At 73.3% G+C, this 21,016-nt stretch carries 21 protein-coding genes; 10 read left to right on the forward strand and 11 right to left on the reverse strand.

Annotated elements, in window-relative coordinates; all coding sequences use genetic code 11:
• Nucleotides 1-108 precede the first annotated feature (108 nt).
• The 3 genes from AC069K_RS25130 to AC069K_RS25140 all read left to right on the forward strand — a co-directional run bounded on the left by AC069K_RS25130 (nt 109) and on the right by AC069K_RS25140 (nt 1,462).
• Complete coding sequence (locus AC069K_RS25130; RefSeq protein ID WP_067165033.1) at nt 109-492, forward strand: helix-turn-helix domain-containing protein; 384 nt, start codon at nt 109-111, stop codon at nt 490-492.
• A gap of 155 nt (nt 493-647) precedes the next feature.
• Nucleotides 648-1,118 carry a Dps family protein gene (locus AC069K_RS25135; RefSeq protein WP_365108773.1) on the forward strand — a complete coding sequence of 157 codons (471 nt, stop codon included), beginning with the start codon at nt 648-650 and terminating at the stop codon, nt 1,116-1,118.
• 128 nt (nt 1,119-1,246) lie between these two features.
• Nucleotides 1,247-1,462: a hypothetical protein gene (locus tag AC069K_RS25140; RefSeq protein ID WP_478620445.1), complete on the forward strand. Its 216-nt coding sequence runs from the start codon at nt 1,247-1,249 to the stop codon at nt 1,460-1,462.
• Here the strand turns inward: AC069K_RS25140 and AC069K_RS25145 are convergent.
• The 3 genes from AC069K_RS25145 to AC069K_RS25155 all read right to left on the reverse strand — a co-directional run bounded on the left by AC069K_RS25145 (nt 1,410) and on the right by AC069K_RS25155 (nt 8,280).
• A complete protein-coding gene (locus AC069K_RS25145) occupies nt 1,410-2,174 on the reverse strand; it encodes an SDR family NAD(P)-dependent oxidoreductase (protein WP_365108767.1) in 765 nt (254 codons plus the stop codon). The genes AC069K_RS25140 and AC069K_RS25145 overlap by 53 nt on opposite strands.
• Nucleotides 2,175-2,273: 99 nt before the next feature.
• The gene (locus AC069K_RS25150; protein WP_365108764.1) at nt 2,274-3,068 is read right to left on the reverse strand and encodes an Fpg/Nei family DNA glycosylase; all 795 of its coding nucleotides are present in this window, start codon (nt 3,066-3,068) and stop codon (nt 2,274-2,276) included.
• 562 nt (nt 3,069-3,630) lie between these two features.
• Nucleotides 3,631-8,280 carry an ATP-dependent helicase gene (locus AC069K_RS25155; RefSeq protein WP_478620097.1) on the reverse strand — a complete coding sequence of 1,550 codons (4,650 nt, stop codon included), beginning with the start codon at nt 8,278-8,280 and terminating at the stop codon, nt 3,631-3,633.
• A gap of 56 nt (nt 8,281-8,336) precedes the next feature.
• Between AC069K_RS25155 and AC069K_RS25160 the strand changes: the two genes are divergently transcribed.
• Genes AC069K_RS25160 through AC069K_RS25170 form a run of 3 tightly spaced genes read left to right on the forward strand, consistent with a single transcriptional unit; the run spans nt 8,337 to nt 10,349 of the window.
• Nucleotides 8,337-9,191, forward strand: a complete 855-nt coding sequence (locus tag AC069K_RS25160) for a helix-turn-helix transcriptional regulator (protein ID WP_365108759.1) — start codon at nt 8,337-8,339, stop codon at nt 9,189-9,191.
• Between the two features lie 10 nt (nt 9,192-9,201).
• Entirely contained in the window at nt 9,202-10,044 is an 843-nt protein-coding gene (locus tag AC069K_RS25165) for an AzlC family ABC transporter permease (protein WP_365108757.1), read from the forward strand.
• Nucleotides 10,041-10,349: an AzlD domain-containing protein gene (locus tag AC069K_RS25170; RefSeq protein ID WP_365108754.1), complete on the forward strand. Its 309-nt coding sequence runs from the start codon at nt 10,041-10,043 to the stop codon at nt 10,347-10,349. Before AC069K_RS25165 ends, AC069K_RS25170 begins: the two co-directional genes overlap by 4 nt.
• Before the next feature lie 75 nt (nt 10,350-10,424).
• On the opposite strand, the gene AC069K_RS25175 is transcribed toward AC069K_RS25170, so the two are convergent.
• A complete protein-coding gene (locus AC069K_RS25175) occupies nt 10,425-11,375 on the reverse strand; it encodes a hypothetical protein (RefSeq protein ID WP_478620102.1) in 951 nt (316 codons plus the stop codon).
• 78 nt (nt 11,376-11,453) lie between these two features.
• Between AC069K_RS25175 and AC069K_RS25180 the strand changes: the two genes are divergently transcribed.
• The 4 genes from AC069K_RS25180 to recX all read left to right on the forward strand — a co-directional run bounded on the left by AC069K_RS25180 (nt 11,454) and on the right by recX (nt 15,081).
• Nucleotides 11,454-11,648, forward strand: coding sequence for a DUF3046 domain-containing protein (locus AC069K_RS25180; RefSeq protein WP_358834139.1), 195 nt, complete (start codon nt 11,454-11,456; stop codon nt 11,646-11,648).
• A 292-nt stretch (nt 11,649-11,940) separates the two neighbouring features.
• Complete coding sequence (locus AC069K_RS25185; RefSeq protein WP_478620447.1) at nt 11,941-13,059, forward strand: AI-2E family transporter; 1,119 nt, start codon at nt 11,941-11,943, stop codon at nt 13,057-13,059.
• A gap of 234 nt (nt 13,060-13,293) precedes the next feature.
• Nucleotides 13,294-14,415 carry a recombinase RecA gene (gene recA, locus AC069K_RS25190; RefSeq protein WP_365108749.1) on the forward strand — a complete coding sequence of 374 codons (1,122 nt, stop codon included), beginning with the start codon at nt 13,294-13,296 and terminating at the stop codon, nt 14,413-14,415.
• A 3-nt stretch (nt 14,416-14,418) separates the two neighbouring features.
• Nucleotides 14,419-15,081 (forward strand): recombination regulator RecX, encoded by a 663-nt coding sequence (recX, locus tag AC069K_RS25195; protein WP_478620107.1) that lies wholly within the window; start codon nt 14,419-14,421, stop codon nt 15,079-15,081.
• A 269-nt stretch (nt 15,082-15,350) separates the two neighbouring features.
• Here recX and AC069K_RS25200 read toward each other — a convergent pair whose 3' ends face one another.
• The 7 genes from AC069K_RS25200 to AC069K_RS25230 all read right to left on the reverse strand — a co-directional run bounded on the left by AC069K_RS25200 (nt 15,351) and on the right by AC069K_RS25230 (nt 20,925).
• Nucleotides 15,351-15,755: a rhodanese-like domain-containing protein gene (locus tag AC069K_RS25200; protein WP_478620450.1), complete on the reverse strand. Its 405-nt coding sequence runs from the start codon at nt 15,753-15,755 to the stop codon at nt 15,351-15,353.
• Nucleotides 15,746-16,312: a cupin domain-containing protein gene (locus AC069K_RS25205; protein ID WP_478620110.1), complete on the reverse strand. Its 567-nt coding sequence runs from the start codon at nt 16,310-16,312 to the stop codon at nt 15,746-15,748. The genes AC069K_RS25200 and AC069K_RS25205 overlap by 10 nt, the downstream gene beginning before the upstream one ends.
• 79 nt (nt 16,313-16,391) lie before the next feature.
• Nucleotides 16,392-16,604, reverse strand: coding sequence for a putative leader peptide (locus AC069K_RS25210; RefSeq protein WP_358991321.1), 213 nt, complete (start codon nt 16,602-16,604; stop codon nt 16,392-16,394).
• On the reverse strand, nt 16,511-18,160 hold the full coding sequence (locus AC069K_RS25215; protein ID WP_478620113.1) for an FAD-dependent monooxygenase: 1,650 nt from the start codon (nt 18,158-18,160) through the stop codon (nt 16,511-16,513). Before AC069K_RS25215 ends, AC069K_RS25210 begins: the two co-directional genes overlap by 94 nt.
• A 143-nt stretch (nt 18,161-18,303) precedes the next feature.
• Nucleotides 18,304-19,218 carry an amino acid ABC transporter permease gene (locus AC069K_RS25220; protein WP_365108738.1) on the reverse strand — a complete coding sequence of 305 codons (915 nt, stop codon included), beginning with the start codon at nt 19,216-19,218 and terminating at the stop codon, nt 18,304-18,306.
• Nucleotides 19,215-19,862, reverse strand: coding sequence for an amino acid ABC transporter permease (locus AC069K_RS25225; RefSeq protein ID WP_365108736.1), 648 nt, complete (start codon nt 19,860-19,862; stop codon nt 19,215-19,217). The genes AC069K_RS25220 and AC069K_RS25225 overlap by 4 nt, the downstream gene beginning before the upstream one ends.
• A 142-nt stretch (nt 19,863-20,004) precedes the next feature.
• The gene (locus AC069K_RS25230; protein WP_365108733.1) at nt 20,005-20,925 is read right to left on the reverse strand and encodes a glutamate ABC transporter substrate-binding protein; all 921 of its coding nucleotides are present in this window, start codon (nt 20,923-20,925) and stop codon (nt 20,005-20,007) included.
• Nucleotides 20,926-21,016 lie beyond the last annotated feature (91 nt).

The following is a 21,016-nucleotide window of genomic DNA, read 5'->3' on the forward strand; positions in this document are numbered from 1 at the left end:
GTTTGCAGCCCTGAGTGAACACGACATCGCTCCCCGCACGGCCGCGGCGCGAGGCGGTACGGTGGGGCGTGAAGGATGCGGCTACGCGGTCCGAGGAGGGAGCCACCGATGATTCTGCTCCGTCGCCTGCTGGGTGACGTGCTGCGTCGGCAGCGCCAGCGCCAGGGCCGTACTCTGCGCGAAGTCTCCTCGTCCGCCCGAGTCTCACTCGGCTATCTCTCCGAGGTGGAGCGGGGGCAGAAGGAGGCATCCTCCGAGCTGCTCTCCGCCATCTGCGACGCGCTTGACGTACGGATGTCCGAGCTCATGCGGGAAGTGAGCGACGAGCTGGCACTTGCCGAGCTCGCTGCCTCGGCGGCGGCGAGCGACCCGGTGCCCGCACCGGTACGTCCGATGCTCAATTCGATCTCCGTGACGTCGGTGACCGGCGTCCCGACCGAGCGTGTGACGATCAAGGCGCCCGCGGAAGCGGTGGACGTCGTCGCGGCCTGACGCTGTCGGGCTCTGTCTGTGAGAAGCCCCGGCCGGTCTCTTGACCGGCCGGGGCTTCTCTTTGCCCTGAAACCTTTGACATGCCCCCTTTGGGGCTTCGTGCCAAGGTGGTGGGTGAACGCGAGGAGCCGGTGCACACCGAACGGAGTCCATGGATGTCTGTCGTGAAGAGCTCGCTGTCCGAGACCGATCTGAAGGTGGTGGGTGACGCCCTCCAGGGCGCACTCGTCGACCTCGTGGACCTGGCGCTGGTCGCCAAGCAGGTCCACTGGAACGTCGTCGGGCCGCGCTTCAGGTCCGTGCACCTCCAGCTCGACGAGGTGGTCGACACCGCCCGGCTCCACTCCGACACGGTCGCCGAGCGGGCCGCCGCGCTCGGGGTCACCCCGGACGGCAGGGCGGCGACCGTGTCCTCGACGAGCGCGATCGGCAAGACGCCCACCGGCTGGATCAAGGACGGGGACGCGGTACGGATCCTGGTCGACGCGCTGGGCGCGGTCGTGACGAGGATGCGCGAACGGATCGACGCCACCGGCGACCCGGACCCGGTCAGCCAGGACGTGCTCATCGGGCTGACGGCGGACCTGGAGAAGCACGCCTGGATGTTCCAGGCGGAGAGCGGCTGACGGGCCCGGGAGCCCGGACCGGCTCGCGGGGCGTACGGGGCGGCATGCGCGCCGGGGTGGTACCCGGTGCGCCCTCCCGATGGACGGGGGGAGCGGTCTAGCGTCGGCCCGAGGAGGCGGCCATGGCAGTGGCGGTGCGATGGGTGCCGGCGCTCGTGGTGGGGGCGCTGTGGTGGTGGGCGGTGGTGCGCCTGCTGGCGGCGCCCGAGGACGCCGGCGTGCTCGAAGGCACGGTGGCGGCGGGCGGCTGGGGCCTGAGCCTCCTGCCCGTCCACGTCACGGGCCCCGCGGTCACCAGGGCATCGCGACGCCGCCGTTCGGACGGAGGATCTGACCCGTCATGAACGAGGACGCGTCCGAGGCGAGGTAGAGCACGGTGTGCGCGATGTCCTCGGGCTCGCCCAGCCGTCCGAGCGGGGAGAGCCGGACCATCGTCGACTCGATCTGCCGCTGGTGCTCGGCCGAGTGCCGCTCGGTCATCGGCGTACGGACCCAGCCCGGGGCTATGGCGTTGACGCGTATGGAGTGCGGGCCGAGCTCGGTGGCGAGGGTCTTGGTCAGCTGGATGACGGCCGCCTTCGATGCGCTGTAGCAGAACAGCCCGGCCCCGGCGGAGTCGACGGCTCCGGACGCCATGGTGACGATGCTGCCGGGCGTGCCGTTCTCGATCATCACGCGGGCCGCCTCCTGGCAGGAGTGCAGCACGCCCTTGAAGTTGACCGCGAGCACACGGTCGAGGTCGGCGTCGTCGGTGTCGAGGACCGTGCTGGAGTGCATGATCCCGGCGACGGCGGCCAGGACGTCGATCCGGCCCGCGTCCCGGACGGCCGCGCGCAGCCGGGTGTGATCGGTCACATCGAGCGCGTGGGTGTACGCGGTGCCGCCCGCCTTGGCGATCAGCTCGCGGGTGCGACGGAGGCCCTGCTCGTCGAGGTCGGCGCAGTGCACGACCGCGCCCGCCTGCGCCAGCAGGACGGCACTGGCCCGCCCGATACCGCCGGCGGCGCCGGTCACGAAGGCGGTCCGATCGGTGAGGTCGTACGCCGAGAGGGGCATGCGGGGACGGTACGGGGGGAGCTGACGGGGCGTCAACTGGGGGGTCGCGGTGCCCTTGCGGCCCTTCGTGGCCCCTACCCGCCGTGCCGGGCTTCCGGGTCAGTCGCTGTTCCGTCCGGCCTGGGCGGACACCGGCGGGCTGGGCTGGCACCGGGGGCACCAGTACGTGGGGCGCTCGCTTCCGGAGGGGTCGCGGAGGGTGGTGACGCGCAGGGCGGTACCGCAGCGGGGGCAGGGGCGCCCGCCGCGCCCGTACACGTACACCTGCCGGGACGTGCGCTCCCGGTTCGCCTCCATGATCTTCTTGGCGGCGACGACGACCCGGACGGGGTCGGTGAGGTCGCCCACCGGCAGCCAGGGCACCGCCCGGACGGCGAAGCAGATCTCGGACTTGTAGATGTTGCCGACGCCCGCGAGGTTGCGCTGGTCGAGCAGGGCCTCGCCGAGGGGCCTGGCGGGGTCCCGGAGCAGGTTGCGCAGGGCGATTTCGGGGTCCCAGTCCGGGCCGAGCAGATCGGGGCCGAGGTGGCCGACGACGCGGTGCTCGTCGCGGGTGCGGAGGAGTTGGAGGACGGCCAGGCGGTAGCCGACCGCCGTACGCTCCTCGGTGCCCAGGATCGCCCGGATCTGGTCGCTCCGGCCGCCCCGCCAGCGTTCCCCGGGCGCGAAGATCCGCCAGGTGCCCTCCATGCGCAGATGCGAGTGGAGGGTGAGGCCGCCCTCGATACGGGTGAGGAGGTGCTTGCCGCGCGGGGTGACGTCCAGGACGGTCCGCCCCGTCAGGTCCACGGTCGCGAGCCGGGGCACCCGCAGATCGGACCGGATCAGCTCACATCCGCCCAGCGCGGCGTCGAGCCGACGGGCGGCCTGCCAGACGGTGTCTCCTTCGGGCATGAAGCCATTGTGCAGGGTGGGGGTGAGGGTGGGGGTGAGGGTGGGGGCGGGAGTGGGGGTGGGGTGTCTGGGGAGGTGATGCGTCTGCGGGTCGGTGGGGGCTGGTCGCGCAGTTCCCCGCGCCCCTGGGGGTTGTGGCTGAGGCAAGTGGTCCGGGTGCGGGGGACCCCCTCAGGGGCGCGGGGAACTGCGCGAGCAACCCAGCACGCTCCGCAGATGAAAGAGGGGGCTGCCCGGGCGCAGCCCGGCAAGAAGGGCCGCATGGCTCGTGGTGGCGGTGGGGCCGGGGTCGCAGCCCGATGGGTGGGTGCGGGGCTCGCGCGGCCCGCTCTGAGGGGGTCGGGGCGCAGCCCGGTGGGTTGGGGGGCCGGGGCGCAGTCCGGTGAGTGAGTGAGGGGCTTGCGTAGTCCGCTTTGAGGGGGCTTGGGCGCAGCCCGGTAAGTGGGGTGCGGGGCTCGCGCGGCCCGCCTTGAGGGGGGTCGGGGCGCCGCCCCGGGGAGAAGCTCACGCCTCAGCCCGCCCCCACCCCCGGAGGGTTCAGGGAAGGGGCGGGGTGGGGGATTCAAGGCCGCAGCCGCAACCCCCTCGGCGTAGGAACGAACCCCGCGGACTCCAGCGCCCGCGCCAGCGGCGACGTGAGCGCGGCCTCGGCGTTGACCCGCTCCACCATCACCGTCCCCAGCCGCCCCGCCCGAGCCGCCCCCGCCAGCGACTCCACCGCCGCCAGCAGCGCCGGATCGTCGGGCTCGGACGGCCAGACGAGCAGGGACTTGCCGCCACGCTCCATGTAGAGCGTGAGCTCGCCGTCGACCAGGACCACCATCGACCCCGCCTTGCGGCCCGGCTTGTGCCCGGCCCCCGACGGCGGCTCGGGCCAGGGAAGCGCCGCCCCGTACGCGTTGGCCGGGTCCGCCGCCGCCAGCACCACCCCCCGGGGCGTCGGCCGCGCCTCCGCGCGGTCGCGCGCGGTGGCCGCCGCCCGCAGCCGGTCCACCGCCCCGTCCATCGCGAACTGGGCCGCGCCCAGCCCCTCGACCACATAGCCGCGCCGCGCCTGCCCGCTGTCCTCGAACGCCGCCAGGATCCGGTACGTGGCCGAGAAGCCGCCCTCGACCCCCTCGGCCGCGACCGCGCCCCGCGTCACCACGCCGTGGCGGTCGAGGAGCGTGCGGGCCAGGGCGTGCGCCCGGTGCGTGGGGTCCGGCTCACGGGCGGGCAGCAGGGACCAGCGCCCCGACACCGTCGGCGGACCGGTGCGCGAGGCGGAGCGCGCGGCCGCCGTCAGCGACCCGTACCGCCCGCGCGGCACCGCCCGCTTGGCCCGGTGCGCGGTGGACCCGGCGGTGCGGCCCGACCCCAGCAACGCCCGCAGCGGCGCCAGGGTGTCGTTGGTGAGCCGCCCCGACCACGCCAGGTCCCATACGGCGTCGGCCAGCTGGGGATCGGTCGCCTCCGGGTGCGTGGTGGCGCGGACCTGGTCGGCGATCTGGCGGAAGAACAGCCCGTACCCGGGAGCGAGCGCCGTCAGCACCGACTCGTGCAGCGCGGTCAGCTCCAAGGGGTGCGGCGCTGGCAGCAGCAGGGGCGCCGCGTCCGCGAGATACAGCGAGACCCAGCCGTCCTTGCCCGGCAGGGCACCCGCCCCCGCCCACAGGACCTCGCCGGTGGTGGTGAGTTCGTCCAGCATCCCCGGTCCGTAGTCGGAGACCCGGGACGGCAGCACCAGCTTCTCCAGCGCGGACGCGGGTACGGCGGCGCCCTGCACCTGCTCGACGGCCCGGGCCAGCCCGTCGATCCCGCGCAGGCTGTTGCTCCCCAGGTGCTGCCACTGGGGCAGGAAGGTGGCCAGCGCCGCGGGCGGCACCGGTTCGAGCTCGTGGCGCAGCGCCGCCAGGGAGCGGCGCCGCAGCCTGCGCAGCACCGTCGCGTCGCACCACTCCTGGCCGAGCCCCGCCGGGTGGAACTCGCCCTGCACCACCCGCCCGCTCGCCGCCAGCCGTTGCAGCGCGCCCTCGGTGACGGCCGTACCGAGGCCGAACCTGGCTGCGGCCGTGGCCGAGGTGAACGGGCCGTGCGTGCGCGCGTACCGCGAGAGGAGGTCGCCGAGGGGGTCCTTGACCGGCTCCATGAACGCCTCCGGCACGCCCACCGGCAGCGCCGTGCCCAGCGCGTCGCGCAGCCGCCCGGCGTCCTCGATCGCCGCCCAGTGCTCGGTGCCGCCGAGCCGGACCCGGATGGCGCGGCGGGCGGACGCGAGCTCCTGCGGCCACGGCGCCTCGGCGCCGCGCGCGACCAGCTCCTCGTCGGTCAGCGGGCCCAGGACCCGCAGCAGGTCGGCGACGCCCTCCACGTCCTTGATCCGGCGGTCCTCGGTGAGCCACTGGAGCTCCTGCTCCAGCTCGGTGAGGACCTCCGCGTCCAGCAGCTCGCGCAGCTCCGCCTGGCCCAGCAGCTCGGCCAGCAGATGGGAGTCGAGCGAGAGGGCGGCGGCCCGCCGCTCGGCCAGCGGCGAGTCGCCCTCGTACAGGAACTGGGCGACATAGCCGAAGAGCAGCGACCGCGCGAAGGGGGACGGCTCGGGCGTGGTCACCTCGACCAGCCGGACCCGGCGCGCCTCCAGGTCGCCCATCAGCTCGGTCAGACCCGGTACGTCGAAGACGTCCTGGAGGCACTCGCGGACGGCCTCCAGGACGATCGGGAACGAGCCGAACTCGCTCGCCACCTGGAGCAGTTGGGCCGCGCGCTGGCGCTGCTGCCACAGCGGGGTGCGCTTGCCCGGGTTGCGGCGCGGGAGCAGCAACGCGCGCGCGGCGCACTCGCGGAAGCGGGCGGCGAACAGCGCGGAGCCGCCGACCTGTTCGGTGACGATCTGCTCGATCTCGCTCTTGTCGAAGACGGCGTCCGCGGCGCCGACCGGCGCCTGCTCGCTGTCGAACGTCGAGTCCAGGTGGCCCGGGTCCTGGTCGAGCAGGTCCAGGCCCATCAGATCGGCGTCGGGCAGCCGCAGCACGATGCCGTCGTCGGCGTGCATCACCTGGGCGTCCATCCCGTACCGCTCGGCCAGGCGGGCGCCGAGGGCCAGCGCCCAGGGGGCGTGCACCTGGGCGCCGAAGGGGGAGTGGATGACGACCCGCCAGTCGCCCAGCTCGTCGCGGAACCGCTCCACGAGGATCGTGCGGTCGTCGGGCACATGGCCGCAGGCGCGGCGCTGCTCGTCGAGGTAGGCGATCACGTTGTCCGCCGCCCAGGCGTCCAGGCCCGCGCTCAGCAGCCGCAGCCGCGCGTCCTCGGCGCTGAGGGAGCCGACCTCGCGCAGGAACGCGCCCAGCGCGCGCCCCAGTTCGAGCGGGCGGCCCAGCTGGTCGCCCTTCCAGAAGGGCAGCCTGCCCGGCACGCCGGGGGCGGGGGAGACCAGTACCCGGTCGCGGGTGATGTCCTCGATCCGCCAGGACGTGGTGCCCAGCGTGAACACATCGCCGACGCGTGACTCGTAGACCATCTCCTCGTCGAGCTCTCCGACCCGGCCGCCGCCCTTCTTGGGGTCGGAGCCCGCGAGGAAGACGCCGAAGAGGCCGCGGTCCGGGATGGTGCCGCCGGACGTCACCGCGAGGCGCTGCGCGCCGGGGCGGCCCGTGACCGTCCCCGCCACGCGGTCCCAGACCACGCGCGGGCGCAGCTCGGCGAAGGCGTCCGAGGGATAGCGGCCCGCCAGCATGTCCAGGACGGCCGTGAACGCCGACTTCGGCAGGGCCGCGAAGGGCGCCGCCCGGCGGACCAGGGCCAGCAGGTCGTCCGCCTGCCAGCTGTCCAGCGCCGTCATGGCGACCAGTTGCTGCGCCAGCACGTCCAGCGGGTTGGACGGGATCCGCAGGGACTCGATGGCTCCCGAACGCATCCGCTCGGTCACCACCGCCGACTGGACCAGATCGCCCCGATACTTCGGGAAGACCACTCCCGTGGAGACCGCGCCCACCTGGTGGCCCGCGCGGCCCACCCGCTGGAGGCCGGAGGCGACCGAGGGCGGCGACTCGACCTGGACGACCAGGTCCACCGCGCCCATGTCGATGCCCAGTTCCAGGCTGGAGGTGGCGACCACGGCGGGCAGCCGGCCCGCTTTGAGGTCCTCCTCGACGAGGGAGCGCTGTTCCTTGGAGACCGAGCCGTGATGGGCGCGCGCGAGGACGGGCGGCGCGCCCTTGGCCGCCCCCGACTGCGCCATGACCTCGGCGGGGGCATGGGCCTCGTCGAGCGGCACGGCGGACTCGCCCGCCTCCAGCGCGGCCGCCGTGGCCCGTTCGTGAGCGATCTCGTTGAGCCGGTTGCACAGCCGCTCGGCCAGGCGCCGGGAGTTGGCGAAGACGATCGTCGAGCGGTGCGCCTGCACCAGGTCGACGATGCGCTCCTCCACATGCGGCCAGATCGACGGCTTCTCCGCGCCCTCGGCGGCGTCGGCCGCCGGCGCGCCGCCCAGCTCTCCCAGGTCCTCCACCGGCACGACCACCGACAGGTCGAACTCCTTGGTGGAGCGCGGCTGGACGATCTCCACCTTGCGCTGCGGCGACAGGAAGCGCGCCACCTCGTCCACCGGGCGGACCGTCGCCGAAAGGCCGATCCGGCGGGCCGGCCTGGCCAGCAGCTCGTCCAGCCGCTCCAGGGACAGGGCCAGATGGGCTCCGCGCTTGGTGCCCGCCACCGCGTGCACCTCGTCCAGGATCACCGTCTCCACGCCCGCGAGCGCCTCGCGCGCGGAGGAGGTGAGCATCAGGAACAGCGATTCGGGGGTGGTGATCAGAATGTCGGGCGGCCGGGTCGACATGGCGCGGCGCTCGGCGGGCGGGGTGTCGCCGGACCGGATCCCCACCCGCACCTCCGGCTCCGGCAGCCCCAGGCGCACCGACTCCTGGCGGATACCGGTGAGCGGGGAGCGCAGATTGCGCTCGACGTCGACCGCCAGCGCCTTCAGCGGCGACACGTACAGCACCCGGCAGCGCTTCTTCGGCTCGGCGGGCGGCGGGGCGGCGGCCAGCCCGTCCAGCGCGGCAAGGAACGCGGCGAGGGTCTTGCCCGAACCCGTCGGCGCGACCACCAGCACGTCCGACCCCTCGGAGATCGCCCGCCAGGCGCCTTCCTGAGCGGCGGTGGGCGCGGTGAAGGCCCCCGTGAACCAGCTCCTGGTCGCGGGAGAGAAGGAGTCCAGCGCTGTCCTTGCCATGGTCCCCATCGTGCACCCACCCACTGACAATGGCCCGGAGCTGCGAGAATACGGATATGAACGCGGCCGAGGAGTGGGCACGGCACTGGCGGTACCCGGGGCTGCCGGGCCTCGAACTGCTGCACGCCCGCTACGTCAGCCACTCCTTCTCCCGCCACAGCCACGAGGGCTTCGTCTTCGGCGCGGTGCGCGGCGGGATCGAGGACGTCGTGCTGCCCGGGGAGACCGTACGGGCGCGCCCCGGCACCGTCGTCATGATCAACCCCGAGGTGCCGCACTCGGCCCGCGCCGGCGTCCCCGAGGGCTGGACGTACGCCACGCTCTATCCGTCCTCGCAGCTCATCGCCGACCTCGCGGCCGAGGTCACCACCCTGCGCGGGAGCGTGGGCTTCGCCGAGACCATCGTCGAGGACCCGGACACCTCGCTGCTCATCCACGAGGTGCACCGGGCGGCCGAGCAGGGCAACGCGCTCGCCGCCGACACGGTGTTCCGCATCGCCGTCGCCCGGCTGCTGCGCCGGCACGGACGCTCCCTGCCCGCGCGCACCACCGGATCGGCGGGCACCCGTACGGCCGCGGCCGCCCGCGCCCTCCTGGAGGAGCGCCTCGCCGACCCGCCGTCCCTGGAGCGGCTCGCCCACGACCTCGGGACCAGCCCGTTCGCCCTGCTGCGGGCCTTCAAGGCCACGTACGGGCTGCCCCCGCACACCTGGCTCACCGGTGAGCGCGTGCGGCGCGCCAGGCTGCTCCTGGAGGCCGGGACCGCGCCCGCGGAGGCCGCCGTGGCCGTGGGCTTCACCGACCAGCCGCACCTCAACCGCCACTTCACCCGCATCGTGGGCGTGACGCCGGGCGCGTACCGCAGGGAGCGCGCAAGAACGTACAAGAACGCGGGAGCCCCGCCCACGTAACGTCCGGGGCGTGGCAGCAGAACAGTCAGCACTCCCGGACATACGCCCCGAGGACGCGGGTCCCCCGAGCTCCCCCGGCAGGGGCGCACGGCCGGACCCCGCCGTCGCGGGCGAGCACAAGCCCGACTCCGCCGTGGTCAGGGACGCCCTCGGCGTCGGCATCGCGGTCGGGCTCTCCGGCTTCGCCTTCGGCGTGACCTCGGCGGGCTCGGGGCTCACCCTCCTACAGACGTGCGCGCTCAGCCTGCTCGTCTTCACCGGCGCCTCGCAGTTCGCCCTGGTGGGGGCGCTCGCGGCGGGCGGCAACCCCTTCACGGCGGCGGCCGGCGCCTTCTTCCTGGGCGTACGCAACGCTTTCTACGGGCTGCGGCTTTCGCAGCTACTGGCACTCCCGCGCGCGGTGCGGCCCTTCGCCGCCCAATGGGTCATCGACGAGACGACCGCCGTCACCCTCGCCCAGCCCACCCGGCGGGCCGCGCGGATCGGCTTCACCGTCACCGGCCTCACGCTCTACGTCCTGTGGAACCTGACGACCCTGGCCGGGGCGATGGGCGCGGAGGCGATCGGCGACACGGACGCGTGGGGGCTGGACGCGGCGAGCCCCGCCGTCTTCCTCGCGCTGCTCGCGCCGATGCTCACCACCGCCACGGAACGCGTCACCGCCGGGCTCGCGGTCCTGCTGGCCCTCGGCTTCCTGCCGGTGCTGCCCGCCGGGGCACCGGTCCTGGTGGCCGCGCTCGCCGCACCCGTCGTCCTCTTCCTGAAGGGGCGCGCGGGCGCCTCTAGGAGCCGCGGGACCACCCCGGACTCCGCCTCGGCCGACGGGAACTCCACGAAGGGAGCGGGGCGTTGACCATCTGGCTCGCCATCGCCGCCACCGCCGTCAGCTGCTACCTGGTCAAGCTCCTCGGCCTCCTGGTCCCCGCCGGGGCGCTGGAGCGGCCCCTGGTGCGACGGCTCGCCGCGCTGCTCCCGGTCGCCCTGCTGGCCGCCCTCACCGCCCAGCAGACCTTCAGCAGCGGCCACGCCCTGGTCCTCGACGCCAGGGGCGCGGGTCTCGCGGCGGCAGCCGTGGCCCTGATGCTGCGCGCGCCGTTCCTGGTGATCGTCGCCGCCGCCGTCCTGGTGACGGCCGCGGTGCGGGCCCTGGGCGGCTGAGGGCGCCCCGCGGTCCGCACGCCGGACATCCGCCCGTCCCGTACCGGGCGCGGGCGGATGTCCGGACGCCCTGCCTCAGTCGATCGCGCGGCCGTGCGCGCGCAGGGTCCGCAGCGCCTCGATCGTCACGATCGGCCGCCACTCCAGAGCGGTGCCCGGCGCCCATTCGCGCCAGTGGATGGGCCAGCCGCCGTCCTCCCGCTGCTCGGCCGCGAGGTGGTCGAGCGAGCGCGCCATCTCCTCGTCCGTGAACCAGCGCCGGGCCAGGGATTCCGGTACGCGCGCGTAGTCGTGCGGGAAGTGGTGCTCGGACGGGGCGTATCCGGGGGCGACCGGGAAGTCCCCGAGCCGGTCCGGATCGAGCACCGCGAGCCGCTGCTCGCGCACCAGACGCCCGAGCCGGTCGGCCGCCGCCTCGGCCCGCGCGCGGTCCGGCACCCCGTCCAGGAAGGCGACCGCCGCCTCGATCTCGTACGGGTGCGACTTCTCCAGGGCGTCGACGGCCGCCCAGCAGTAGTCCGTGGCCCGGAAGAGCCAGGCGTGCCACACCTGGTTGCGGTGGAGCAGCCCGACCACCGGGCCGGTGGCCAGCAGCTCGCTGGGCGGGTCGTCGACGATCCGCACGAACGGCGCGACGGGGTAGCCGCGCGCCGACGGGTGCAGCGCGGGCAGGGCGCCGTCCCGCGTGGAGACCGCCGTCAGATAGCCGCAGACCCGTTCCGTCCCCCGGCCGCTCACACGGGCGACGGAGTCCAGGACGCGCAGCGCGTGCGCGGTGTGCAGCGGCTGGCTGACGGGGCCGCGCAGATCGGGCTCCAGCGCGTGCCCGTAGCCCCCGTCGTCGTTCTGGTAGGCGGCGAGTGCGGTCTCCACGGGGTCGGCGCCGCTGCCGAGGAAGTGGTGCGCGAACCGCCGCTGCTCCAGCACGCGGGCCGTCAGCCACACGAAGTGCTCGGCTCGGGCGAGCGGTGTGCGGGGCGCGCGGGACGTGCGGACAGTCGCGGGTGATGTTCCGGATCCGGCCATGGTCCGACCGTAGGGCGCCCGGCGCCGCGGTCGAGCCGGACGGCCTCGGCTGCACTCTCAGGGCGGGATACTGGTGGCATGCGGTTGACGATTTTCTGGGAGCGGATGGCCGAGCACTTCGGCGCCGCCTACGCCGACTCCTTCGCGCGCGACCACGTGATCGCCGAGCTCGGCCATCGCACCGTGCACGAGGCGCTCGACGCGGGCTGGGAGACCAGGGACGTCTGGCGGGCCGTGTGCGCCGCCATGGACGTGCCCGCACACAGGCGGTGACGATCCGGGGCTGACGGCCCGCGCTGTCCGGGCCATGGGCGAGACTGGCCGTGTGGCACCCACTGACGAGAGCGACACCCAGACAGACCACCGGGCCGACCGCCCGGCCGGGAACGACCGCGGAGCCGGGGAAGCAGAAGCCCGTTCCGCGTCCGAGCCGCGTTCCGCGGGCGAGGGGCGCCCGCCCGAGGCCGGGGGCGCGGGCGACGTCCCGGCCGCCCCCGGCGCGGCCCCGGGGGGCGGGACCGCCGGGCCGCCGCCGCCCGTGCCCGGGACCGGCGGCGCCGTGCGCATGCCCCGGTGGCTGCCGCGCGCCATGGTGCTCGCGCTCGCCCTCTACGCCTGCTTCCAGCTCGGCAACTGGGCGTTCCACCAGCTCATCGGGCTGCTCATCAACGTGCTGATCTCGTTCTTCCTCGCCCTCGCGGTGGAACCGGCCGTGGGGCGGATGTCGGCGCGCGGGATGCGCCGCGGCCTCGCCACCTTCATCGTCTTCTTCGCGGTCTTCCTCGTGACGGCCGGGTTCATCGTGCTGCTCGGCTCGATGCTGGCGGGCCAGATCGTCGACATGGTCGAGCACTTCCCCAAGTACCTTGACTCCGTGATCAGCTGGGTCAACCAGAACTTCCACACCGACCTCTCCCGGGTCGAGGTCCAGGACAGCCTGCTGCACTCGGACTGGCTCCAGAAGTACGTGCAGAACAGCGCCAGCGGTGTGCTCGACGTCTCGACCACCGTGCTGGGCGGCCTCTTCCGGCTGCTGACGATCTTCCTCTTCTCGTTCTACTTCGCGGCCGACGGGCCCCGGCTGCGGCGCACGGTCTGCTCCATGCTGCCGCCCTCCCGCCAGGCCGAGGTGCTGCGCGCCTGGGAGCTCGCGGTCGACAAGACCGGCGGCTACCTCTACTCGCGCGGTCTGATGGCGCTCATCTCCGGAGTCGCGCACTACGTCCTGCTGCAGATCCTGGGCGTGCCGTACGCCCCGGTGCTCGCGGTCTGGGTGGGTCTGGTCTCCCAGTTCATCCCCACCATCGGCACCTACCTGGCGGGCGCGCTGCCCATGCTGATCGCCTTCACCGTCGACCCCTGGTACGCGGTGTGGGTGCTCGGCTTCGTGGTGATCTACCAGCAGTTCGAGAACTACATGCTCCAGCCCAAGCTCACCGCCAAGACGGTCGACATCCACCCGGCGGTCGCCTTCGGCTCGGTCATCGCGGGCACCGCCCTGATGGGGGCGGTCGGCGCGCTGATCGCGATCCCCGCGGTGGCGACGCTCCAGGCGTTCCTGGGCGCCTATGTGAAGCGGTACGACGTGATGGACGACCCGCGCGTCCACGGCCGGCGCGAGCGGGTCGGGGACTCCGCCCTGGTGCGCGTCCGGCGGGCGCTGCGCCGGGACCGGGCGGAGTAGCCGCCCGCCCCCGCCGGGGCGTCACCGCGACGCCCGGCGGGGCCCGCGTGGTGCGCTTGACACCAAAATCGAACATCCATTCATATGGAAGCGCGGCCCTGGGTTCACTTGGGTTCCGCCGGGTTTCCGGTGGGGGTTATCCACAGGCGGGAGGGACTCCGGGGCCCATTGTCAGTGGCAGGGGTTAGCGTCTTTGACGTGAAGCGATCGACTCAAGCAAACCGGGTGGAACCCATGGCAGGAACCGACCGCGAGAAGGCGCTCGACGCCGCGCTCGCACAGATTGAACGGCAATTCGGCAAGGGCGCGGTGATGCGCCTGGGCGAGCGGCCGAATGAGCCCATCGAGGTCATCCCCACCGGGTCGACCGCGCTCGACGTGGCGCTCGGCGTGGGCGGCCTCCCGCGCGGCCGCGTGGTGGAGGTCTACGGCCCGGAGTCCTCCGGCAAGACGACCCTGACCCTGCACGCGGTGGCCAACGCGCAGAAGGCCGGCGGCCAGGTGGCCTTCGTGGACGCCGAGCACGCCCTGGACCCCGAGTACGCGAAGAAGCTCGGCGTCGACATCGACAACCTGATCCTGTCCCAGCCGGACAACGGCGAGCAGGCTCTGGAGATCGTCGACATGCTGGTGCGCTCGGGCGCGCTCGACCTGATCGTCATCGACTCCGTCGCGGCCCTGGTGCCGCGCGCGGAGATCGAGGGCGAGATGGGCGACTCCCACGTGGGTCTCCAGGCCCGGCTGATGAGCCAGGCGCTCCGGAAGATCACCAGCGCGCTGAACCAGTCCAAGACCACCGCGATCTTCATCAACCAGCTCCGCGAGAAGATCGGTGTGATGTTCGGCTCGCCGGAGACCACCACCGGTGGCCGCGCCCTGAAGTTCTACGCCTCGGTGCGCCTCGACATCCGCCGTATCGAGACCCTGAAGGACGGCACCGACGCGGTCGGCAACCGCACCCGGGTCAAGGTCGTCAAGAACAAGGTCGCGCCTCCCTTCAAGCAGGCCGAGTTCGACATCCTCTACGGCCAGGGCATCAGCCGTGAGGGCGGCCTGATCGACATGGGCGTCGAGCACGGCTTCGTCCGCAAGGCCGGCGCCTGGTACACGTACGAGGGCGACCAGCTCGGCCAGGGCAAGGAGAACGCCCGCAACTTCCTGAAGGACAACCCCGACCTCGCCAACGAGATCGAGAAGAAGATCAAGGAGAAGCTGGGCGTCGGCGTCCGGCCGGAGGAGCCGAAGGCCGAGTCCGGCGCGGACGCGGCCGGTGCGGCCCCGGAGGCGGAGGCGGCATCCGTGCCCGCCCCGGCCACCAAGGCCAAGACGGCCAAGGCCGCCGCTGCCAAGAGCTAGACCATGACACGCAGGACCGAATGGGCCGAGCCGGACGGACCGGGCCCCGAAAGGGCCCGGTCCGCGCGGCCGGGCGCGCAGCGGGCCGGTTCCCGACGGGCCGGCCCGGAAGGATTCGGCGACGGCGAAGGCGCCGGTTCGTCGGGGGCCGAGAGGGACCCGGCGCCGCAGGACCCGGCCGAGCGGGCGCGGACGATCTGCCTGCGCCTGCTCACCGGGACCCCCCGGACCCGTAAGCAACTGGCCGACGCCCTCAAGAAGCGCGAGATCCCCGATGAGGTCGCCGAGGAGGTCCTCTCCCGCTTCGAGGAGGTGGGGCTGATCAACGACGCGGCGTTCGCGGACGCCTGGGTCGAGTCCCGCCACCACGGGCGCGGCCTGGCCCGCCGGGCGCTCGCCCGGGAGCTGCGCACCAAGGGCGTGGACTCGGCGGTCGTCGACGAGGCCGTCGGACAGCTCGACTCCGACCAGGAGGAGGAGACCGCGCGGGAGCTGGTGGCCCGCAGGCTCCGCTCCACCCGCGGCCTGGACCGCGACCGCCGCATCCGCCGCCTCGCCGGGATGCTGGCCCGCAAGGGCTACCCCGAGGGCATGGCCCTGCGGGTCGTCCGCCAGGCCCTGGAGGCCGAGGGCGAAACGGCGGACGACCTGTACGAGACGTTCTGACAGGGCGAACGGACAGGCCGGAGCGGGCGGGGCGTACGCATGCGGCGTGCGGACCAGATGTTCCGGCGGTCGTCCAGCGGCGCAGGGATTGCACGTCGGTCTCGGGACGGCGCCGATCCCGATGGTGACGGCTTCCGTGTAGCCGGGGCGTACGGACAGGGCTTGCGGAGCGGACGTTCCGGACGGTCGCGCCTGCGGGGCGTACCGCCCCGGGTGGCGGGTGCCGGGCTGCCGGTCTCAGGCGTTCACCCGCCGACCGGCAGCGGCCCTCACGCGGGTGCCGTCACCGGCAGCCCCTCCGCGCGCCATGCCTGGAATCCGCCCGCCAGGTCCGTCGCCCGGTGCAGCCCCAGCCCGTGCAGGGAGGCGGCCGCGAGGGACGAGGCGTAGCCCTCGTTGCAGATCACCACGATCCGCAGGTCATGGCTCGTGGCCTCCGGGGCGCGGTGGCTGCCCCGCGGGTCCAGCCGCCACTCCAGCTCGTTGCGCTCGACGACCAGCGCCCCCGGGATCAGACCGTCGCGCTCCCTCAGCGCCGCGTACCGGATGTCGACCAGGAGCGCCTCGCCCGCGAGCGCGGCGTCGTGCGCCTCCCGCGGCCCCACCCGGTCCAGGCCCTCGCGGACGCGCTCCAGCAACGCGTCGATCCCCACCGGGTGTTCGCTCACTGCCAGTCCTCCGGACGCTCGACGTGCTCCAGCCGCAGCACCGCGCCCGTACGGCTGAAGCGCCGGATCAGGGGCAGCGGCGGATAGTAGGCGTGGACCGAGATCGTGTGCCGGGTCGTCGACTCGTTCCTGACCTCGTGCACATGGTGGGGGCCGAAAGCCCGCCCCTCCCCGGCCTCCACGCTGCGTGAACGGTCGAGGTCCGCGGCGAGTTCCAGCGTCTTCCACCCCTCCGCCGGCAGCCTGGCCGCCAGGGAGTCCTCCCTGAGCGTTCCGGCGGCCGTGGCGAACGCGCCGTGGGAGCCGCCGTGGTCGTGCCAGCCGGTGCCGGTGCCGGGCGGCCAGCCGATCAGCCAGGCCTCGCTGCCGCCGGGCCCCTCCAGCCGGATCCACGTCCTGCCCTGCGGGTCGAGCGGCAGGGAGGAGACGAGCGAGGCGTCGGCGGCGGTGCGGCGGACGAAGTCGAGCAGGTCCGCCTCGTTCGGCGCGGCGGACGCGGCGGCGGTGGTACCGGGGGCGAAGACATGGGGGCCGGGCGTGGAGGGGTGCGCGGAAGGTGACATGGGGTGCCGTCCTGGGGGAGTTCGCGGGTGCGCGCGTACGCCGGACAGCGGCCCGGCGGCGCGAGGTGCGGGGAGCGAATCAGCGGGACGGACGACACACGCAGCCCGCGTAGCGGACGAGGTCCATATGGACCCTCCGCCACAGGCGCACATCGGTGTCGGTCACGTTCCGGAGTACACCATGTGCGCCTGGACGGGTCAATTGATGTCCGCGGTGCGGTCCTCCGCGCGCGCGTGGACGACGGCCCCGCCGCGCACCGCGTCGGCGGCCGTGTACAGCTCGCCCGGCCACACCCCGCCGAACGCCGCGACCAGATGCCCGTCGGGGCGTACGAGCAGCACCGTGTGGGCCGCCGCTCCCGGGTAGGCCTCGGCCACCAGCAACTCGGCCTCGGCGGGCAGGGTGTTGACCGCGGCCGTCAGACGCGGCATGACCCCGGCGGTCAGCCAGTGCCGCCGGTCCCAGACACCGGTACCGGGCGCCACCAGGACCACCAGGAGCCGGCCCCGGCCGAGCCGGTCCCGCAGGGCCACCACCGACCCGTCCGGCGCCGTGACCGGGACGTCGTCGACCGGCGCGCCCACTTCCGTGCCGACCGGTGTGTGCGCCTCGGCGGGTGGGGGTGCGAGGGGGGAGTGCGGGTAGGAGGGGGGCGCGCCGAGCGGGCCGCGCCCCAAGTGGCCGTCGGCGAGGAGCGTGTCGTGGCCGCGCGCGGCGCCCGGAAGGTACGCGCGCAACCCTCCGCCGCCGCGCAGCACCTGCATCGCCTGGTCGGCGGCGCGCAGCCGGGCGGCGACACTCGCGCGGCGCTCCGTCTGGTAGCTGTCGAGCAGTACTTCGGAGGCACCGTGGTGCCAGGCCTGTGCCAGCTTCCAGGCCAGATTGGAGACGTCCCGCAGCCCCTCGTCGAGGCCCTGGATGCCCACGGCGCCCAGCAGATGGGCGGCGTCCCCGGCGAGGAAGGCGCGCCGCACCCGCCAGCGCCGGGCGAGGCGGTGGTGCAGCGTGTACACACCGGTGTCCAGCAGCTCGTACGGGGGAGTCGTGCCGCACCAGCCGGCCAGGGTGTCGCGCAGCCGGCCCATCAGCGCGTCCGGGGTGACCAGTTCGGAGCGGTCGGGCAGCAGCCAGTCGACGCGCCAGGCCCCCTCCGGCAGCGGTCGGGCGGTGATCTCCTCGCCCGCGGAGCGCCACGGGGGCAGCCGGTGCAGCACCGCCTCACCGGGCCAGGGGAGTTCGGTGCGCAGGGCCACGACGGCCAGGCGCTCCACCGCCGTACGCCCGGCGAAGCGGACGTCGAGGAGCTTGCGCACGGTGGAGCGCGCGCCGTCGCAGCCCACCAGGTAGCTGCCGCGCCACCAGGTGGCGTCCGGGCCCGTGGTGTGGGCGGCGACGCCGTCGTCGTCCTGCTCCAAGGCGTCCAGACGGCCCGCGGGCGCCAGCCGGACGAGCCGGGAGACGGCCGCCGCGTCCCGCAGGGCGCGGGTGAGGGCGTGCTGGGGCAGATGGACCGGGGAGGGGCCGCCGTCGAGGTTGCCGGGGCCGTCGAGGTTGCCGGGGCCGTCGGGGCCCTCGGGGTCGTCGCCGAAGGAGACCTGGCGTTGCAGGGTGGCGCGCCGCATGCCCCGCCAGCCCGTCCAGCGGGCCCCCTCGTCGCGTACCGCGGCGCAGCCCAGCCGTTCCACGAAGGCGGCCGTGTCGGGCCGCAGGACGGCCGTACGGACCGGGCGGGGCTCCTCACCGCCCGGCTGCTCGTCCAGGACGACGGAGGGGACCTTCTGGGCGGCGAGGGAGAGGGCGAGCGCGAGTCCGACCGGACCGGCGCCGACGACGATCACCGGGTCCACGGCGTGGCTCCCTGGGCCCGGCGGGACGACTGGCAGGTGGCGCTGAGGACCCGGTGCACGATCACAGAACGTATGCAACCCACTGCGGGTGCTTGCGTCAAGTGACGGAGGCAGTGACGCGAGCGCCACTGCCTCATACATCGTCAGATTGTCGTATCGTCACGCCGGTCGGGCGCTTCGCCGCCGGTTCCCGCGACCGCGCCGACCGGATCGGCGGCGGCCAGCGGCGCGGCCGCCCCGGCCACCGGGATGCCGGTCCTGGCACGCCGGCCGCGCCGCTCGATCCAGGTGGCGAGCCCGGAGAGGGCCAGGCACATCGCCACGTAGATGACGCCGATGACGACGATCGTCGACACGTACGGGTACTGGCCGTTGACCTGCGTGTTGCTCGCGATCAGACGGGCGGTCTGGAGCAGCTCGGGGTACAGGATGATGAAGCCGAGCGAGGTGTCCTTCAGGGTGACCACCAGCTGGCTGATGATCGTCGGCAGCATCGCCCGGACCGCCTGTGGCATGAGCACGCTGGTCATGACCTGGGTCTTGCTCATGCCGAGCGCGTACGCCGCCTCGCGCTGGCCCCGGGGCACGGAGTTGACGCCCGCGCGCAGCACCTCGGCCTGGACGCAGCCGTTGTAGATCGACAGGCCGAGCGCCAGCGCCCACATCGAGTAGTCGGTCAGGAAACCGACCCAGACGGCGTAGATGGTGATCAGCAGCGGGATCGAACGGAACAGCTCGACGAAGCCGGTCGCGGCCCAGCGGACCGGCTTGTGGTCGGAGAGGCGCGCGACCGCGAGCAGTACGCCGAGGACCAGCGAGCCGACCGCCGCGAGGCCGAAGGCCTTCAGGGTGGCGACGACGCCGTCGGCGATGTTCTGCCGGATGCCCGAGTAGTTGAAGATGTCCCACATCTCGGGGGCGAGATGGCCCTTGTCCGACAGTCGCACGATGCTCAGGGCGAGCAGCGCGAGGATGGCGAGCGAGCCGAGGACGGCGTAGATCCGGTTGCGTACGACGGCCTTGGGGCCCGGGGCGTCGTAGAGAACGCTGGCGCTCATCGGGCGACCTCCATACGGCTCTCCAGCAGGCGGAAGAGGCCGCTGATGAAGAAGGTGACGACCAGGTAGCCCAGGGCGACCCAGACGAAGACGGGGACGATGTCGTAGCCCTGGTCGCTCATCAGCTTCTGCCAGCCGAAGAGTTCGGTGACGCTGAAGGCGCCGGCGATCGCCGAGTTCTTGGTGAGCGCGATGAAGATCGAGCTCAGCGGCGGGATCACGGTCCGGGTGGCCTGCGGCAGCACGATCAGGCGGAGGGTCTGCGTGAACGACATCCCGATCGAGCGGGCGGCCTCGGCCTGGCCCAGCGGGACGGTGTTGATGCCGGACCTGACCGTCTCGCAGACGAAGGAGGCGGTGTAGAAGCCGAGGGCGAGCGAGCCCAGCAGGAAGGGGCTCATCCCGGGGAAGAAGATCTCCGGGACGACGAAGAAGAAGACGAGGAAGAGCAGGGTCAGCGGGGTGTTGCGCAGCAGCGTCACCCAGGCGGTGCCGAAGAAGCGCAGCGGCGGCACCGGCGAGACCCGGAATCCGGCCAGCAGCAGCCCGAGGACCAGGGCGATGACCGAACTGACGGCGGTGATCTCCACGGTTCCTATGAAGCCGTCACGGAATTCCGAGAAGTTGTCGAGCAGTACGTTCATGAGGTCTCCGCGTCGGCGGGCGGCTGGCGGGCAGGGCCGGGAGCGCCCTCCACGCGCGCGTGGAGGGCGGCTCGGCCGGCGGGGTCGGCGGCGGCGCGGTCAACCGCGCCGACTCGGTGCCACCCGGACGGGTGGCACCGGATCAGTAGCGCTGGACGGCCGGCGGCTCGACGTAGCCGGCGCCGGACAGACCCAGCGTCGCCTCGTAGATCTTCTTGTAGGTGCCGTCCTTGACGTGCTTCTCGATCGCGTCGTTGACGAAGTCGCGCAGCGCCTTGTCGTCCTTGTTCATGCCGACGCCGTACGGCTCCTGCGTGAAGGGGTGGCCGGTGACCTTGAGCTTGCCGGAGTTGGCGGCCGCGTAGCCCTTGAGGATCGAGTCGTCGGTGGTCACCGCGTCGACCTGCTTGGTCAGCAGCTGCTGGACGCAGTCCGAGTACTTGGCGAGCTCGACGACCTTGGCGCCGTACTCGGGCTTCTTGATCTCCTGGAGCGGGGTGGAGCCGACGATCGAGCAGACCTTCTTGCCCTTGACCGTGCTCTTGTCGGTGATCGCCGTCTCGTCCTTGCGGACCAGCAGGTCGGCGCCGGCCTTGTAGTACGGGCCCGCGAAGCCGACGAGCTTCTTGCGCTTGTCGTTGATCGTGTAGGTGCCCACGTAGTAGTCGACCTGGCCCTTGGAGATGGCCGTCTCACGGACGCCGGAGTCGACGGTCTTCCACTCGATCTGGTCCTTGCCGAAGCCCAGGTCGGCGGCGATCATCTTGGCGAGCTCGATGTCGAAGCCGGAGCGCTCGTTGGTCGCCTGGTCCTGGAAGCCCAGGTAGGGCTGGTCGGCCTTGGCGCCGATGATCAGCTTGCCGCGGGCCTTGGCGGACTTGAACGTCGGGGAGTCGAGGGCGACGTCCTTGGCGACGGTGTACGTGGGCAGCTGCGGGGCGCCCGACTGGCCGGGCTTGGCGGCCTGCTTGTCGCCCGCGGAACCCGACTTGCCGCCACAGGCGGTCGCGGTCAGCGCGAGCACAGCGATCGCCGCGAAGGCGGCGGACTGGCGGAGCTTCATGTGAACATCCCTCGTATCGCTTGAATCGCTCAGATGGGGGGCCGTCGGCCCGTCGGGGAGGAGCGGCGCGTGCGGCCGCTCCGGGTCCTCG

Source organism: Streptomyces sp. NPDC043908, from assembly GCF_056435525.1.